Origin of the sequence: Scandinavium sp. (genome assembly GCF_032012665.1) — a bacterium.
Lineage (GTDB): Bacteria > Pseudomonadota > Gammaproteobacteria > Enterobacterales > Enterobacteriaceae > Scandinavium.
The window spans coordinates 40,159-54,106 of record NZ_DALZVG010000016.1; the positions used below are offsets into that span (position 1 = coordinate 40,159).

17 protein-coding genes are annotated in these 13,948 nt (G+C 56.3%); 12 read left to right on the forward strand and 5 right to left on the reverse strand.

All coding sequences use genetic code 11. The features are described 5' to 3' along the window. Positions 1 to 86: 86 nt before the first annotated feature. Genes RTU33_RS13785 through RTU33_RS13795 form a run of 3 tightly spaced genes read right to left on the reverse strand, consistent with a single transcriptional unit; the run spans position 87 to position 2,616 of the window. On the reverse strand, positions 87 to 212 hold the full coding sequence (locus RTU33_RS13785; protein ID WP_312628084.1) for a DUF2474 domain-containing protein: 126 nt from the start codon (positions 210 to 212) through the stop codon (positions 87 to 89). Further along, positions 212 to 1,222, reverse strand: coding sequence for a cytochrome d ubiquinol oxidase subunit II (gene cydB / locus RTU33_RS13790; RefSeq protein WP_312628085.1), 1,011 nt, complete (start codon positions 1,220 to 1,222; stop codon positions 212 to 214). The genes RTU33_RS13785 and cydB overlap by 1 nt, the downstream gene beginning before the upstream one ends. After that, entirely contained in the window at positions 1,222 to 2,616 is a 1,395-nt protein-coding gene (locus tag RTU33_RS13795) for a cytochrome ubiquinol oxidase subunit I (protein WP_312628086.1), read from the reverse strand. Before RTU33_RS13795 ends, cydB begins: the two co-directional genes overlap by 1 nt. A 147-nt stretch (positions 2,617 to 2,763) precedes the next feature. On the opposite strand from RTU33_RS13795, the gene RTU33_RS13800 reads away from it, so the two are divergent. From RTU33_RS13800 to patD, 6 genes are all read left to right on the forward strand, one after another. Next, positions 2,764 to 4,179: a PLP-dependent aminotransferase family protein gene (locus RTU33_RS13800; RefSeq protein WP_312628087.1), complete on the forward strand. Its 1,416-nt coding sequence runs from the start codon at positions 2,764 to 2,766 to the stop codon at positions 4,177 to 4,179. 317 nt (positions 4,180 to 4,496) lie between these two features. Next, on the forward strand, positions 4,497 to 5,642 hold the full coding sequence (ydcS, locus tag RTU33_RS13805; protein WP_312628089.1) for a putative ABC transporter substrate-binding protein YdcS: 1,146 nt from the start codon (positions 4,497 to 4,499) through the stop codon (positions 5,640 to 5,642). A gap of 16 nt (positions 5,643 to 5,658) precedes the next feature. Then, positions 5,659 to 6,672 (forward strand): ABC transporter ATP-binding protein, encoded by a 1,014-nt coding sequence (locus RTU33_RS13810; RefSeq protein ID WP_312628090.1) that lies wholly within the window; start codon positions 5,659 to 5,661, stop codon positions 6,670 to 6,672. Between the two features lies 1 nt (position 6,673). Then, complete coding sequence (locus RTU33_RS13815; protein ID WP_312628091.1) at positions 6,674 to 7,615, forward strand: ABC transporter permease; 942 nt, start codon at positions 6,674 to 6,676, stop codon at positions 7,613 to 7,615. Continuing rightward, on the forward strand, positions 7,605 to 8,411 hold the full coding sequence (locus RTU33_RS13820) for an ABC transporter permease (RefSeq protein ID WP_312628092.1): 807 nt from the start codon (positions 7,605 to 7,607) through the stop codon (positions 8,409 to 8,411). Before RTU33_RS13815 ends, RTU33_RS13820 begins: the two co-directional genes overlap by 11 nt. Positions 8,412 to 8,432: 21 nt before the next feature. After that, positions 8,433 to 9,857: an aminobutyraldehyde dehydrogenase gene (gene patD, locus RTU33_RS13825; protein WP_312628093.1), complete on the forward strand. Its 1,425-nt coding sequence runs from the start codon at positions 8,433 to 8,435 to the stop codon at positions 9,855 to 9,857. A gap of 178 nt (positions 9,858 to 10,035) precedes the next feature. Here the strand turns inward: patD and RTU33_RS13830 are convergent, their stop codons facing one another. Next, positions 10,036 to 10,305 carry a hypothetical protein gene (locus tag RTU33_RS13830; protein WP_312628094.1) on the reverse strand — a complete coding sequence of 90 codons (270 nt, stop codon included), beginning with the start codon at positions 10,303 to 10,305 and terminating at the stop codon, positions 10,036 to 10,038. A 358-nt stretch (positions 10,306 to 10,663) separates the two neighbouring features. Here RTU33_RS13830 and RTU33_RS13835 point away from each other — a divergent pair, with 358 nt between their 5' ends. The 4 genes from RTU33_RS13835 to RTU33_RS13850 all read left to right on the forward strand — a co-directional run bounded on the left by RTU33_RS13835 (position 10,664) and on the right by RTU33_RS13850 (position 12,596). Further along, positions 10,664 to 11,089 carry a hypothetical protein gene (locus tag RTU33_RS13835; protein ID WP_312628095.1) on the forward strand — a complete coding sequence of 142 codons (426 nt, stop codon included), beginning with the start codon at positions 10,664 to 10,666 and terminating at the stop codon, positions 11,087 to 11,089. Positions 11,090 to 11,337: 248 nt separating this feature from the next. Then, positions 11,338 to 11,562 carry a hypothetical protein gene (locus RTU33_RS13840; protein ID WP_312628096.1) on the forward strand — a complete coding sequence of 75 codons (225 nt, stop codon included), beginning with the start codon at positions 11,338 to 11,340 and terminating at the stop codon, positions 11,560 to 11,562. Positions 11,563 to 11,735: 173 nt separating this feature from the next. After that, positions 11,736 to 12,284: a GNAT family N-acetyltransferase gene (locus RTU33_RS13845; RefSeq protein ID WP_312628144.1), complete on the forward strand. Its 549-nt coding sequence runs from the start codon at positions 11,736 to 11,738 to the stop codon at positions 12,282 to 12,284. A 63-nt stretch (positions 12,285 to 12,347) separates the two neighbouring features. After that, positions 12,348 to 12,596, forward strand: coding sequence for a hypothetical protein (locus RTU33_RS13850; RefSeq protein ID WP_312628097.1), 249 nt, complete (start codon positions 12,348 to 12,350; stop codon positions 12,594 to 12,596). 54 nt (positions 12,597 to 12,650) lie between these two features. On the opposite strand, the gene yncL is transcribed toward RTU33_RS13850, so the two are convergent. Then, a complete protein-coding gene (gene yncL, locus RTU33_RS13855) occupies positions 12,651 to 12,803 on the reverse strand; it encodes a stress response membrane protein YncL (protein ID WP_312628098.1) in 153 nt (50 codons plus the stop codon). Positions 12,804 to 12,925: 122 nt separating this feature from the next. Here yncL and RTU33_RS13860 point away from each other — a divergent pair, with 122 nt between their 5' ends. Together RTU33_RS13860 and RTU33_RS13865 are read left to right on the forward strand one after the other, a co-directional pair. After that, complete coding sequence (locus RTU33_RS13860) at positions 12,926 to 13,099, forward strand: GhoT/OrtT family toxin (protein WP_097160954.1); 174 nt, start codon at positions 12,926 to 12,928, stop codon at positions 13,097 to 13,099. A gap of 63 nt (positions 13,100 to 13,162) precedes the next feature. Then, positions 13,163 to 13,927 (forward strand): alpha/beta hydrolase, encoded by a 765-nt coding sequence (locus RTU33_RS13865; RefSeq protein ID WP_312628099.1) that lies wholly within the window; start codon positions 13,163 to 13,165, stop codon positions 13,925 to 13,927. Positions 13,928 to 13,948: the final 21 nt, after the last annotated feature.

Consider the following 13,948-nt stretch of genomic DNA (forward strand, 5'->3'; position numbering starts at 1 on the left):
GCGCCATTGCCGGATGCGGCTTCGCCTTATCCGGCCTACGGATTTTGTAGGCCAGGCAAACAACGTGCCGCCCGGCAATGGAATGGTTAAGATTTAAATCCCGCGGCGCTCATCAGCAGGCGGAAAAACATGCTCACCGTCGCCAGCGTCAGCACGCTGCCGCCCCATAAGACAACCAGCCAGAAAAGACGTTGATAAAGTGGTCTTTGCATCAGTGATAACCCTCGCCGGTCTGCACTTTTCCGCGAAATACGTAGTAGCTCCAGAAGGTGTAGACCAGAATGATCGGCACAATCAGCAGGGCGCCAATTAGCATAAAGCCCTGGCTCTGCGGCGGGGCTGCCGCCTGCCATATCGTGATGTTGGGTGGGATCAGGTTCGGCCAGATGCTGATCCCAAGCCCGCTGAAGCCCAGGAAAATCAGGCCCAGGGTCAGCATAAACGGCGCTGCATGACAGGATACATTGCCCAGCGTTCGCCATAGCGCGACGGCTACAGCCAGCGTCAGAACGGGCACCGGCAGCAGATACCACAGATTCGGCAGGCTAAACCAGCGAGCGGCAATCGCCGGATGGGCGAGCGGCGTCCACAGGCTGATGGCGGCAATGATAATCAGCATTGCCAGCAGCAATCCGTGCGAAACCCGGCGCATTGTTGCCTGGAGCGGATTTTCACTTTTCATCACCAGCCACGTCGCGCCAAGCAACGCATAGGCTACAACCAGCCCGAAACCGCAGAACAGGGAGAACGGCGTCAGCCAGTCAAGCGGGCCGCCGGCAAAAGCGCGGTTGTGAACCGGAAAACCGTTCAGCACCGCGCCTACAACGATCCCCTGGCAGAACGTGGCGAGCAGCGAGCCGCCGAGAAATGCGCGATCCCAGAATGGACGGTGCGAAGGGGTGGCGTTAAAGCGAAACTCGAACGCGACGCCGCGAAAAATGAGCCCGATCAGCATTAACGTCAACGGAATGGTCAGTGCATCAATGATGACCGCATAGGCCAGCGGAAACGCACCAAACAGCCCGGCACCGCCAAGCACCAGCCAGGTTTCATTGCCGTCCCACACCGGGGCAACGCTGTTAATCATCACGTCGCGCTCTTCGGGTTTGCGCACGAACGGGAACAGAATGCCGATACCCAAATCGAAGCCATCCATCACGATGTACATCAGCGTGGCGAAAACGATGAGCACAAACCAGATAACCGATAAATCGATGCCCATTAGCGCACCTCCTGCTGATTAACGTCGATGGCCGCCGAAAGCGGACGAGCAGGCGTGCCGTGTGCGTCGGGAACAAAGTTCTGCGGGCCCTTACGAATCAGGCGAATCATATAGCTATAGCCCACGCCGAAAACCGATGAATAGACGATGAAGAACGCCAGCAGGCTCACGCTCATGTGCAAATCGCCGTGCGCGGACACGGCATCCCTGGTGCGCTGCAGCCCATAAACCACCCACGGCTGGCGACCGACTTCGGTGGTGACCCAGCCTGCCAGAATGGCCATCAGACCCGATGGCCCCATCCAAAGCGCGAAGCGCAGGAAAGGTCGGCAGGTGTAGAGCCGCTGGCGCTTACGCAGCCACAGCGAGAGCACCCCCAGCAGGAGCATCAGGCCACCAAGCCCGGCCATCATGCGGAAAGACCAGAACACTATCGTTGAGTTTGGCCTGTCTTCTTTGGCGAACGTTTTCAGCGCCGGAACCTGTTTATCAAGGCTGTGGGTGAGGATCAGGCTGCCGAGCGCCGGAATTTCTAAGCCGTAGCGCGTGCGCTCCTGGTTCATGTCCGGCCAGCCGAAAATAAGCAGCGGCGTTGGTTCACCGGGTTTGTTTTCCCAGTGGCCTTCGATGGCGGCAATTTTTGCAGGCTGGTGTTTGAGCGTGTTCAGGCCGTGCATATCGCCAATCAACGCCTGAAGCGGCGCGACGATCAGCGTCATCCACAACGCCATAGAAAACATCGCACGAACGGCAGGCGTATTGTTACCGCGCAGCAGATGCCATGCCGCAGAGGCACCAACGAAAAGGGCGCTGCTGAGGAACGCCGCCATGGACATATGGGCCAGCCGATACGGGAATGAAGGGTTAAACACGACAGCGAACCAGTCTACCGGCACCACCTGGCCGTTAACGACTTCAAAACCCTGAGGCGTCTGCATCCAGCTGTTCGATGCGAGGATCCAGAACGTTGAAACGATCGTCCCCAGCGCGACCATGCAGGTGGCGAAAAAGTGCAGACCGGGGCCGACCTTGTTCCAGCCGAACAGCATTACGCCGAGGAACCCCGCCTCGAGGAAGAACGCCGTCAGCACTTCATAGGTCAGCAGCGGGCCGGTGATACTGCCCGCAAACTGCGAAAAGCCGCTCCAGTTGGTGCCGAACTGGTAGGCCATCACCAGGCCGGACACCACGCCCATACCGAAATTGACGGCGAAAATCTTCGACCAGAACGCCCACAGCGAGCGCCAGACAGGATTTTTGGTCTTCAGCCACAGCCCTTCAAGCACCGCCAGATAGCTGGCAAGCCCGATGGTGATGGCAGGGAAAATAATGTGAAATGAGACGGTGAACGCGAACTGTATTCGCGCCAGGTGGAATGCGTCTAAACCGAACATGGACAACCTCGACATAAAACGGTGCTCGCAGTCATGGTAAGGATTGCTGCGAGGGAGTAGCAGAGACAGTCGGGGCTTATTTATGTATAACAGTTACAGTAAATATGATAATTTTTGACACTGTTATATTCGGCAGAGGCCGCAGCGATGAAAAAATACCAGCGCCTGGCGCAGCAGATCACCGAGCAGATTGCCCTTGGCGTCTGGCAGCCCGGCGACAGGCTACCGTCTCTGCGTGAGCAGGTGACCATCAGCGGGATGAGCTTTATGACCGTCGGCCATGCGTATCAGCTGCTGGAAAGCCAGGGGCGAATCATCGCCCGTCCGCAGTCGGGCTACTACGTTGCGCCGCGCCCGGTGAAAGCGCTTAAGGCAACGCCGCCTGCGCAGGTCATGCGCGACGAAGCCGTAGACATTAATACCTATATTTTTGGCGTGCTGCAGGCGAGCAGGGATGCGGCAGTGCTGCCTTTTGCCTCCGCGTTTCCCGATCCGCGACTTTTTCCGCTTCAGCAGCTCAATCGCTCCCTGGCGCAGGTCAGCAAAACCGCCAGTGCCATGAGCGTGATTGAAAATCTGCCGCCGGGTAACGCGGAGCTGCGCCACGCTATCGCCCGGCGCTATGCGTTGCAGGGGATGAATATCTCGCCGGATGAGATTGTGATCACCGCGGGCGCACTCGAGGCGCTGAACCTGAGCCTTCAGGCCGTGACGGAGCCGGGCGACTGGGTGATTGTCGAGAACCCCTGCTTCTACGGCGCGCTTCAGGCGCTGGAGAGGCTGAAGCTCAAGGCGCTGGCGGTGCCGTCGGACGTGAAAGAAGGCATTGATATGGCGGCGCTGGAACAGGCGTTGCAGGAGTATCCGGTCAAAGCCTGCTGGCTGATGACCAACAGCCAGAATCCGCTCGGATTTACCCTGAGCCCGGAGAAAAAAGCACAGCTTATCGCGCTACTGACTGCGCACAACGTGACGCTGATTGAGGACGACGTCTACAGCGAACTCTGGTTTGGCCGCGAGAAACCGCTGCCTGCTAAGGCCTGGGATCGCGATGACATGACGCTGCACTGCAGCTCGTTTTCCAAATGTCTGGTGCCAGGGTTTCGTATCGGCTGGGTTGCCGCCGGCAAACACGCGCAGCGCATTCAGCATTTGCAGCTTATGAGCACGCTCTCCACCAGCTCGCCCATGCAGATGGCGTTGGTGGATTACCTTGGCACCAAACGTTACGACTCGCATCTGCGCAGGCTTCGTCGCCAGCTGGCGGAACGCAAGCATCAGGCCTGGCAGGCATTGCTGCGCCATTTACCGGCGGAGGTGAAAATTCACCACAACGATAACGGCTATTTTTTATGGCTGGAGCTACCTGCTGGCATCGACGCCGGAGAGCTTGGCGCGCGGGCACTGGCGCATAAAATTAGCATCGCGCCTGGCAAAATGTTTTCAACCACCGACAGCTGGGCGTCGTTCTTTCGTTTTAACACCGCCTGGGGCTGGAGCGATCGCGAAGAGCAGGGGGTAAAAACCCTAGGGAATCTTATTCGTGAAATGATTAACGAATAGCCATTCTTATTTTCTGAATACCTTTTTCTCAAATTGAAAATAACCCGCTTATTATTTTGCTGATAATAAGCGGGTTATTTCTTTTGCTGTTTTCATAGGAAATATGCATACCTGGCTAAGCGCCGTAACGCCTTGTCTATACTCTGTTTAGTTCAGATATATCACTGGATTTTCAGCGTAATGCGCCCTTTGTCACAACCTGGTGAAATTTCCCCAATCTCACGGGTGCGTGTGCATTACGCCGTCTACGGTTATTAGGGGACATATTTTTACGGCACGGCTGCCGCCAGATTAATTCCGACAGGAGTAACAACACGATGAGCAAGCAATTTGCCCGCAGCAGCCTGTGCGCGCTGGGCCTGACTATCATGACAGCACAAGCCGCCGAACCGCCAGCGTCGCTCGGCAAAGCGGAAGGCCGCCTCGATATTATTGCCTGGCCGGGCTACGTGGAACGCGGCCAGACCGATAAAAACTACGACTGGGTGACCCAGTTTGAAAAAGACACCGGCTGTTCGGTGAACGTGAAAACCGCCGCCACCTCTGATGAGATGGTCAGCCTGATGGCGAAGGGGGGCTATGACCTGGTCACCGCCTCCGGTGATGCCTCACTGCGCCTGATCATGGGCAAACGCGTTCAGCCGATTAACACCGCACTTATCCCGAACTGGAAAACCCTCGATCCGCGTCTGGAAAAAGGCGCATGGTTCAACGTGGGCGGCAAAGTCTACGGCACGCCGTACCAGTGGGGCCCAAACCTGCTGATGTACAACACGAAAACTTTCCCGACGCCGCCGGACAGCTGGAAGGTGATTTTTGTCGAGCAAACGCTGCCCGATGGCAAATCCAACAAAGGTCGCGTGCAGGCCTATGACGGCCCGATCTACATCGCCGATGCGGCGCTGTTCGTCAAAGCCACCCAGCCGCAGCTCGGCATCACCGACCCGTATCAGCTGAACGAAGAGCAGTATGCCGCGGTGCTAAAAGTGCTGCGTACCCAGCATGCCCTGATCCACCGCTACTGGCACGATGCCACCGTCCAGATGAGCGACTTCAAAAACGAAGGCGTGGTGGCTTCCAGCTCCTGGCCTTATCAGGCTAACGGCCTGAAAACCGACAACCAGCCCGTCGCCACCGTCTTCCCGAAAGAGGGCGTCACCGGCTGGGCGGATACCACCATGCTGCACGCCGAAGCCAGGCACCCGGTCTGTGCTTACAAGTGGATGAACTGGTCGCTTACGCCGAAAGTGCAGGGCGATGTGTCTGCCTGGTTCGGCTCGCTGCCGGTTGTGCCGGAAGGCTGCAAAGCCAGCCCGCTTCTCGGTGACAAGGGCTGCGAAACCAACGGCTACAGCTTCTTCGACAAAATCGCTTTCTGGAAAACGCCTGTTGCCGAAGGCGGTAAGTATGTGCCGTACAGCCGCTGGACGCAGGATTACATCGCCATCATGGGTGGTCGTTAACGCCCGGGAGTGAAGCATGACGTACGCAGTAGAATTTCGGGATGTCTCGCGTCTGTATGGTGATGTTCGTGCGGTGGATGGCGTCAGTATCACCATCAATGATGGGGAGTTCTTTTCCATGCTGGGGCCGTCAGGCTCCGGCAAAACCACCTGCCTGCGGCTCATCGCCGGATTCGAACAACTTTCCGGCGGGGCAATCAAAATCTTCGGTAAAGAGGCAAGCGAGCTGCCGCCGTGGCAGCGCGACGTCAATACCGTCTTCCAGGACTACGCGCTGTTCCCGCATATGTCGATCATCGATAACGTCGCCTACGGGCTGATGGTCAAAGGCATCGGCAAAAAAGAGCGGCACGCGATGGCGCAGGAAGCGCTGGAAAAGGTTGCCCTGAGCCATGTACAGGCGCGTAAACCGTCACAGCTTTCCGGCGGCCAGCGCCAGCGCGTGGCGATTGCCCGTGCGTTGGTCAACAAACCGCGCGTGCTTTTGCTTGATGAACCGCTGGGCGCGCTTGACCTCAAGCTGCGCGAACAGATGCAGTTTGAGCTGAAAAAGCTTCAGCAGGATCTGGGTATTACTTTTATTTTCGTCACCCACGATCAGGGCGAAGCCCTGTCGATGTCTGACCGCGTGGCGGTGTTTAACAATGGTCGTATCGAGCAGATAGATACCCCGCGTGAGCTTTATCTGCACCCGCGTACGCCGTTTGTGGCCGGATTTGTTGGCACCTCGAACGTGTTCGATACCGGTATGACCGAAAAGCTGTGCGGTATGACGGGTCAATGGTCTTTGCGGCCGGAGCATATCCGGCTGGATACCTCGGGTGAGATACAGGTCAATGGTGTCGTGCAGGCGGTGCAGTATCAGGGGGCGGCGACACGCTATGAAATTCGCTTGCCCGGTGGGGAAAAGCTGCTGGTGAGCCAGGGGAATTTCAGCGGCGGCGCGCTGCCGGACGGCCCGACGCCCGGCCAGAACGTGCTGGCGTCCTGGTCGCGGGAGGCGATGGTGCCGCTGGACGGAGGGAGGTGAGATGGCCATGAGTATCGCACCGCTTCCTTCTCAACCGCGCGCTAACCGGCTTTCCGGTCTGTTCTGGCGCAGGCCGTCGCTGGCGCTGTTCCTGCTGCTGCTCGGGCCGCTGATGTGGTTCGGCGTGGTCTATCTCGGATCGCTGCTGACCCTGCTGTGGCAAGGGTTCTATACCTTTGACGACTTCACCATGTCGGTGACGCCTGATTTAACGCTCGCCAACCTGAAAGCGCTGTTCAACCCGGCGAACTACGACATTATCGTGCGCACGCTGGTGATGGCGATTGCCGTAACTATCGCCAGCGCGATCCTCGCGTTTCCGATGGCGTGGTACATGGCGCGCTACACCAGCGGGAAATGGAAAGCGTTCTTCTACATTGCGGTGATGCTGCCGATGTGGGCGAGCTACATCGTCAAGGCCTACGCCTGGACGCTGCTGCTGGCAAAAGACGGCGTTGCCCAGTGGTTTCTCACCCATATGGGACTGGAAGGGCTGCTGAACGACTTTCTGCAGCTTCCGGCAGTGGGCGGCAATACGCTCTCCACCTCCGGGCTTGGGCGCTTTCTGCTGTTCGTCTATATCTGGCTGCCGTTTATGATCCTGCCGGTACAGGCGGCACTGGAGCGCTTGCCACCGTCGCTGCTGCAGGCGTCTGCCGATTTAGGCGCTTATCCACGTCAGACGTTCCGCTATGTGGTTCTGCCCTTAGCTATTCCGGGTATCGCGGCGGGGTCGATCTTCACCTTCTCACTGACGCTCGGTGACTTCATCGTGCCGCAGCTGGTGGGGCCGCCGGGCTACTTTATCGGGCAGATGGTTTACTCACAGCAGGGCGCTATCGGCAATATGCCGATGGCGGCGGCGTTTACCCTCGTACCGATTGTGTTAATCGCCCTTTATCTGGCGTTCGTGAAACGTCTGGGAGCATTCGATGCACTCTGAAAGAGCACCGTGGTTCCTGAAGTTGGCGACCTGGGGCGGCGTGATTTTCCTTCACTTCCCGCTCGCCATCATTGCCATCTATGCTTTCAATACGGAAGACGCGGCGTTCAGCTTTCCGCCAAAAGGCCTGACGCTGCACTGGTTCAGCGTGGCGGCGGGGCGTAGCGATATTCTTGATGCGGTGACGTTGTCACTTCAGATTGCCGCGCTGTCGACCGTTGTTGCATTAGTCCTTGGCACGCTGGCTGCAGCGGCGCTATGGCGCAGTGAATTTTTTGGCAAGAGCGCCATCTCACTGCTGCTGTTATTGCCGATTGCGCTGCCGGGGATCATTACCGGCCTGGCGCTGCTGACGGCGTTTAAGGCCATCAACCTTGAGCCCGGCTTCTTCACCATCGTGGTCGGGCACGCGACCTTCTGCGTGGTGGTGGTCTTCAACAACGTAATTGCACGCTTCCGCCGCACCTCCTGGAGCCTGGTGGAAGCCTCAATGGATTTAGGCGCCGGCACCTGGCAGACCTTTCGCTACGTAGTGCTGCCGAATCTGGGCTCGGCGCTGCTGGCGGGCGGTATGCTGGCGTTCGCGCTGTCGTTTGACGAAATCATCGTCACCACTTTTACCGCAGGCCACGAGCGCACATTGCCGCTGTGGCTGCTGAACCAGTTGGGTCGCCCGCGCGATGTGCCGGTGACCAACGTGGTGGCGCTGCTGGTGATGCTGGTGACAACTATACCGATTCTGGGGGCCTGGTGGCTGACACGCGACGGCGAAACGGTCGCCGGAAGCGGTAAATAATTGAAAATGATGGAGCAGGATATGCAACACAACTTACTGATTAACGGTGAACTGGTCGCAGGCAAAGGCGAGAAACAGCCGGTCTATAACCCGGCCACCGGCGAAGTGATTCTTGAGATCGCCGAAGCCACGGCGGCGCAGGTGAATGAAGCCGTGCTGGCCGCCGATCGTGCTTTTGCTGAATGGGGACAGACCACGCCAAAAGCACGTGCTGAATGCCTGCTCGCACTTGCCGACGTTATCGACGAGCATGCTGAAACGCTGGCGAAGCTCGAATCCCTCAACTGCGGCAAACCGCTGCACTGCGTTATTAACGACGAATTGCCTGCGGTGGCCGACGTCTTCCGCTTCTTCGCGGGCGCGGCGCGCTGCCTGAACGGACTGGCGGCGGGGGAATATCTGGAAGGGCATACCTCAATGATTCGCCGCGACCCGGTTGGCGTGGTGGCCTCGATTGCGCCATGGAACTACCCGCTGATGATGGCGGCCTGGAAGCTGGCCCCGGCGCTGGCGGCGGGTAACTGCGTTGTTATCAAACCGTCTGAAATCACCCCGCTGACGGCGCTGAAGCTCGCCGAGCTGGCAAAAGATATCTTCCCGGCAGGCGTGATTAACGTGCTGTTCGGGCGCGGGCAAACCGTCGGCGATCCGCTGACGGGCCACGAGAAGGTGCGCATGGTCTCCCTGACGGGCTCCATCGCCACTGGCGAGCACATCATTTCCCACACCGCGCCGTCGATTAAGCGCACTCATATGGAGCTGGGCGGAAAAGCGCCGGTTATCGTGTTCGATGATGCTGACCTGGACGCTGTTGTTGAAGGTGTTCGTACGTTTGGCTTCTACAACGCGGGGCAGGACTGTACCGCTGCGTGTCGTATTTACGCGCAGAAGGGCATCTACGATGCGCTGGTTGAAAAACTTGGCGCGGCAGTGTCCACCCTTAAAATGGGCTCACCGAACGATGAATCTACCGAGCTGGGGCCGCTAAGTTCGAAAGCGCATCTGGACCGCGTGAGCGTAGCGGTGGACAAAGCCAAAGCCCTGAGCCATGTCACTGTCGTCACCGGTGGTGAAAAGGCGGCGGGCAACGGCTATCACTTCCAGCCCACGGTGCTGGCTGGTGCGAAGCAGGAAGACGACATCGTGCAGCGCGAAGTGTTCGGCCCGGTGGTGAGCGTCACGCTCTTTGACGACGAAGCGCAGGTGCTGGGCTGGGCCAACGACTCAGATTACGGCCTGGCATCTTCCGTGTGGACCAAAGACGTGGGCCGCGCCCACCGCATGAGCGCTCGCCTGCAGTACGGCTGCACCTGGGTCAACACCCACTTTATGCTGGTCAGCGAAATGCCGCACGGCGGCCAGAAGCTCTCCGGCTACGGCAAAGACATGTCAGTTTACGGCCTGGAAGATTACACCGTGGTGCGGCATGTGATGATTAAGCACTGATGAAGTGATAAGTGGCTGTAATACAATGTTATTGTGTTGCAGCCACTTTTTTTGGGCCGCCAGGGGGCATTCATTACGGATGATCCTTACAGGATAGCCTCATCGTAATGGCAGCGTCACAGCCTGATATCTCTACAAGAGGATATTCCTCTTATCCTGTTGTAGAGACACGGACCGATTAAGACGTCAGGTCAGGTTTTGAAAGTAGCGCCAGCACGCTCTCCCTGAGCCTTTCCTCGTAGTTTTGCTGGTCAGGATGGTTGAATGTCACCAGCGGGGCTGAACTTTTTACTTGTTCATACGAACTTACAAGCATGCCTGGCTCACTACTCATATCGCTTAACGCGCCGGACAAGACGGTGATGGCAACCTTCGATGCGTGGAGATTAAGGGTGAGTTCACCAATGGTTTTTTCAAGCATTTCAACTCGTTCACTTAAGTCAGTCATTTGAACTCCTGGAGATGTGAGGAGAAAGATTCAGATCGATGACTAAAAGCATCCTTTTAATTCTAGCCCGTAGTGGATAAGAAGGTTTTTGATGACCGATATTTACCCAATACCCAACGTCGGGCGGCGCTTCGCTTGCTCAGCCTACTCAACGGGCGTTCAATCATTCTGAAGATAGAGTGCGTCCGGCAAGCGTTACTTAACCGGTAAATCATGGTTCCAGAAATTTCCTAATCAGCACAATGAAAAGGCATGACATAAATCAAATGGTGATGGGAGAAGATCGCGGATATTGGCCGCGATTATCGCCTGCCGGCGAATGATGATAGCGAATACAATTAAAATGTTGTGAGGATGTATGAATAAAGTAATGATCTGCGCATTGCCGCTGCTGATGCTGGTGGGCTGCTCCAGCTCTTCCTCCCGTATGGCTGAGTGTGAGGCGCAGGGCGTTAGTCGTGACGCTTGCTACCTGGCGGAACAAAATCGCCAGTCGGCTATTAACAGTGCAGCGGAAAAACAGGCCCTGGAAAATGCGCAGGCGCTCTATCCGCAAAAGGCGCAGGCGGCCAAAAAATCCATGGCGTTCACTCGCCATTACGACGGAATGCTTATCAAGCGGGATGCTCTGGGTATTGTTACCGTTGACGGCAAACCGGCTGCTCAGGACGAGACTAACGCAGACGCGACGGTATATTCACAAGGGCTTTACACCATTATTGCCTATAAAACAGGCAAGGTGGCGGTGATGAAAAACGGTGTGTTTATGGGCTACGCAAAATAGCGTAAGCAAAACTGATTAATGTTCAAACAGCCATTAGTCCCTCTATTTGTAATGTTATTTATTCACGCGTAAAATAGATCGCCCAAACCGCCACTAGCTCAGCTGGAAGAGCAAATAACATTTTTATGTTGTCGTGTACGAGGTTCGAGGCCTCGGTGGCGGTCCAATTCTCAACAATGCTGGCTTATGCCAGCATTTTCAGTATCCTGCTCTGCACGACCGACTCAACAACTATTAAGGAGAGCGCGATGTTAGAAGGGTATTTCGATCACGATAACGCCACGGGCGCCGACGTTGCCGAAAACCGTAAGCGTTTGCTGGCGGTGCAGGCGGCTTTAGAGATTTCTAAGGCGTCAGTTTCAGCCTCAACGGCTAATTCCGGGATTCGCAGCCAGATGGATTTGCGTAACGTGGCACAGGAAGTTTCTGTCCTCGCAGACGCGATTCAGGATGCGCTGGAAGGGGACGCGTAAGGTCCACGCCGCATCAGGCCGCCGCTTAAGGCGGCTTTTTTATTCCTGAGCGTCTGAGCAAACCCGCCAAAACTGTCCATAATTCAGGATACCTTGATCGGTCTGGCCGGTTTCTCTGATTATGGAGCGATGACATCATTGACACGCACTCTCTCTTCTCCGAACGCCTGATCATCCGCCCGGTTTGCACCGCTGATGCAGGCGATTTATTTCGTATCTACGGCGATCCTGCCACCAATACGTTCAATCCCGCCGGGCCTTATCCCGATCTCGCTTATTCAAAAACGCGCCTGGCGCAATGGCTTGACGGCTGGCATTTGCACGGTATTGGGCAAATGGCGATTTATGACGCTGAACGGCCGCAGGAGATTGTCGGTTTCGGCGGCATCAGCCTGCGTCCGTTGGAGAAAGAACTCACACACAATCTCGGTTATCGCTTTGCGACCGGAGCGTGGGGAAAGGGGTTCGCCACCGAGTTTTGTCAGCGCATGCTGGATTACGCCTTCGACGAGCATCAGCTGCAGAGAGTGACGGCCGTGGTGCGCTCAAACCATCTGGCGTCGCAGCGCGTGCTGCTGAAAGCGGGGCTTGTGCTGCGCGGGCAGGTAGCCGACGTGGCCAACGCCATGCCGAGCCTGTTTTACGCGCTGAATATTGATGAGTGGCAGCGCCACCGGCAAGAGATGCTCCGGCATCCCACTTCCGGATTAATCGGGTTTTGACAGCTTGAAAGCAGATATGCGAGGATCGTCCGCTTTCAAACCTGGTCATTATATTACGTTGTTATGAAGAAACTGTTTATTTGCGCTTTTGCCGCGCTGGCTTTTTTGAGTGGTTGTACAAATTCTCCGGCGCATCGCATCGCCGAGTGTGAAAAGAAGGGTGGAACGGAAGCAGCCTGTACGGCGGCAGAATGGGATTATGAGAAAGTTAACCCACTGCCGAAGTACGATCCGACAAACTACGATAACGCGGCAGCGCTGCAGGCAGCCTACAATGCCAATGCCGCCAAAGTGAAAAGTGCATCAGACTGAATCTAAAAGCAAAAAGCAGCCAGGTAGCTGCTTTTTTGTTGTGCGTGATCCGATCTAAATCCAGCCAAAACGAAACGATAAAAGGCTAATCAGGGCAACGGCAGCAAAGAGATTAATCATAAACACGGTTTTACTGGATACTTCCATAACACCATCCTCTTTTAGTTGGCCTCTACTGATATAGCCTCTCGTCCACAGGTTCGCCATCAGACAAAGTGGGTTTTTGCATTTGGTTCGTGATTATTTCGTCACATTTGTAAAGATTTGATGCAGGTCAAAATTAGTGGCATAGTAAGCACGATTTTTTTTGACGTGGATCGGGTTTTTTCATGACGCTGTACCAGCATATGCTGATTTTTTACGCCATTATGGCCACCATTAGTGCCTTTATTACGTGGTTCCTCACTAAAGAGAGCAAGCGCATCCGCCTGATTGCCACCTTTCTGATTGGCGCAACCTGGCCCTTCAGCTTCCCCGTTGCATTGCTGCTGTCGCTGTTTTAAACCAGACTGGACTCGCCCTCGTATTTTTATTACTGTATATAAAAACAGTTAAAGGGCGATGCCATGAACTCACTCTTCTCGGCCATTGCGGGTGCCACGGTACGCTGGCACGATCTCCCCGGCAGCGGCCTGCCGGTGGTATTTATCCACGGTCTGGGCTGCGCTGCATCCTACGAATATCCTCGCATTGTTGCAGATTCCGCCTTTGGCCATCGGCGTGCGATCCTGATCGATCTTCCCGGCAGTGGATTCAGCGATAAGCCTCACGGCTACGCTTACACCACGACTCAACAGGCGGCCGTCGTCGTGGAGATCCTCGATTCCCTGAAGATAGCCATCTGCGATCTCTACGGCCACAGCATGGGTGGCAGTATCGCGATTGAAGCAGCAGATATGCTGGGTGAGCGGGTGCGCTCGCTTGCGGTTTCTGAGCCTAATTTCTATCCCGGTGGAGGATTCTTCAGCCGCCAGATTGCGGCGTTTTCAGAAGTAGAATTTACTGCTAAAGGTTTTGCGCAAATTCTGGCGCAGGAAGAGAGTCCCTGGAAGGGCTGCCTGCAGCTGAACGCCCCGTGGGCGCTGTGGCGTGCAGCGACAAGCCTTGTCACAGGCATTGCACCGTCATGGATGGATCGTTTTCGCAGCCTCCGCTGTGAAAAAACGCTTATTTTTGGCGCACATTCCTTGCCTGATGCGGATGCTGAAGCGGTTGCAGGTTCCGGAATACCGCTTCATATCATCCCGGACGCAGGGCACTCCCTGTCCTGGGAAAATCCCTCAGTGCTGGCAGGGGTACTGGGTGAGATTTTCGTGTTGCAGGCCCGGTAAGCGCAAGCACCACCGGGCAAG

Excerpts from the sequence above, each read along its gene's own strand:
- RTU33_RS13785 (WP_312628084.1), bottom strand. The coding sequence starts at position 212 with ATGCAAAGACCACTTTATCAACGTCTTTTCTGGCTGGTTGTCTTATGG.
- cydB (WP_312628085.1), bottom strand. The coding sequence starts at position 1,222 with ATGGGCATCGATTTATCGGTTATCTGGTTTGTGCTCATCGTTTTCGCC.
- RTU33_RS13795 (WP_312628086.1), bottom strand. The coding sequence starts at position 2,616 with ATGTTCGGTTTAGACGCATTCCACCTGGCGCGAATACAGTTCGCGTTC.
- RTU33_RS13800 (WP_312628087.1), top strand. The coding sequence starts at position 2,764 with ATGAAAAAATACCAGCGCCTGGCGCAGCAGATCACCGAGCAGATTGCC.
- ydcS (WP_312628089.1), top strand. The coding sequence starts at position 4,497 with ATGAGCAAGCAATTTGCCCGCAGCAGCCTGTGCGCGCTGGGCCTGACT.
- RTU33_RS13810 (WP_312628090.1), top strand. The coding sequence starts at position 5,659 with ATGACGTACGCAGTAGAATTTCGGGATGTCTCGCGTCTGTATGGTGAT.
- RTU33_RS13815 (WP_312628091.1), top strand. The coding sequence starts at position 6,674 with ATGGCCATGAGTATCGCACCGCTTCCTTCTCAACCGCGCGCTAACCGG.
- RTU33_RS13820 (WP_312628092.1), top strand. The coding sequence starts at position 7,605 with ATGCACTCTGAAAGAGCACCGTGGTTCCTGAAGTTGGCGACCTGGGGC.
- patD (WP_312628093.1), top strand. The coding sequence starts at position 8,433 with ATGCAACACAACTTACTGATTAACGGTGAACTGGTCGCAGGCAAAGGC.
- RTU33_RS13830 (WP_312628094.1), bottom strand. The coding sequence starts at position 10,305 with ATGACTGACTTAAGTGAACGAGTTGAAATGCTTGAAAAAACCATTGGT.
- RTU33_RS13835 (WP_312628095.1), top strand. The coding sequence starts at position 10,664 with ATGAATAAAGTAATGATCTGCGCATTGCCGCTGCTGATGCTGGTGGGC.
- RTU33_RS13840 (WP_312628096.1), top strand. The coding sequence starts at position 11,338 with ATGTTAGAAGGGTATTTCGATCACGATAACGCCACGGGCGCCGACGTT.
- RTU33_RS13850 (WP_312628097.1), top strand. The coding sequence starts at position 12,348 with ATGAAGAAACTGTTTATTTGCGCTTTTGCCGCGCTGGCTTTTTTGAGT.
- yncL (WP_312628098.1), bottom strand. The coding sequence starts at position 12,803 with ATGGCGAACCTGTGGACGAGAGGCTATATCAGTAGAGGCCAACTAAAA.
- RTU33_RS13860 (WP_097160954.1), top strand. The coding sequence starts at position 12,926 with ATGACGCTGTACCAGCATATGCTGATTTTTTACGCCATTATGGCCACC.
- RTU33_RS13865 (WP_312628099.1), top strand. The coding sequence starts at position 13,163 with ATGAACTCACTCTTCTCGGCCATTGCGGGTGCCACGGTACGCTGGCAC.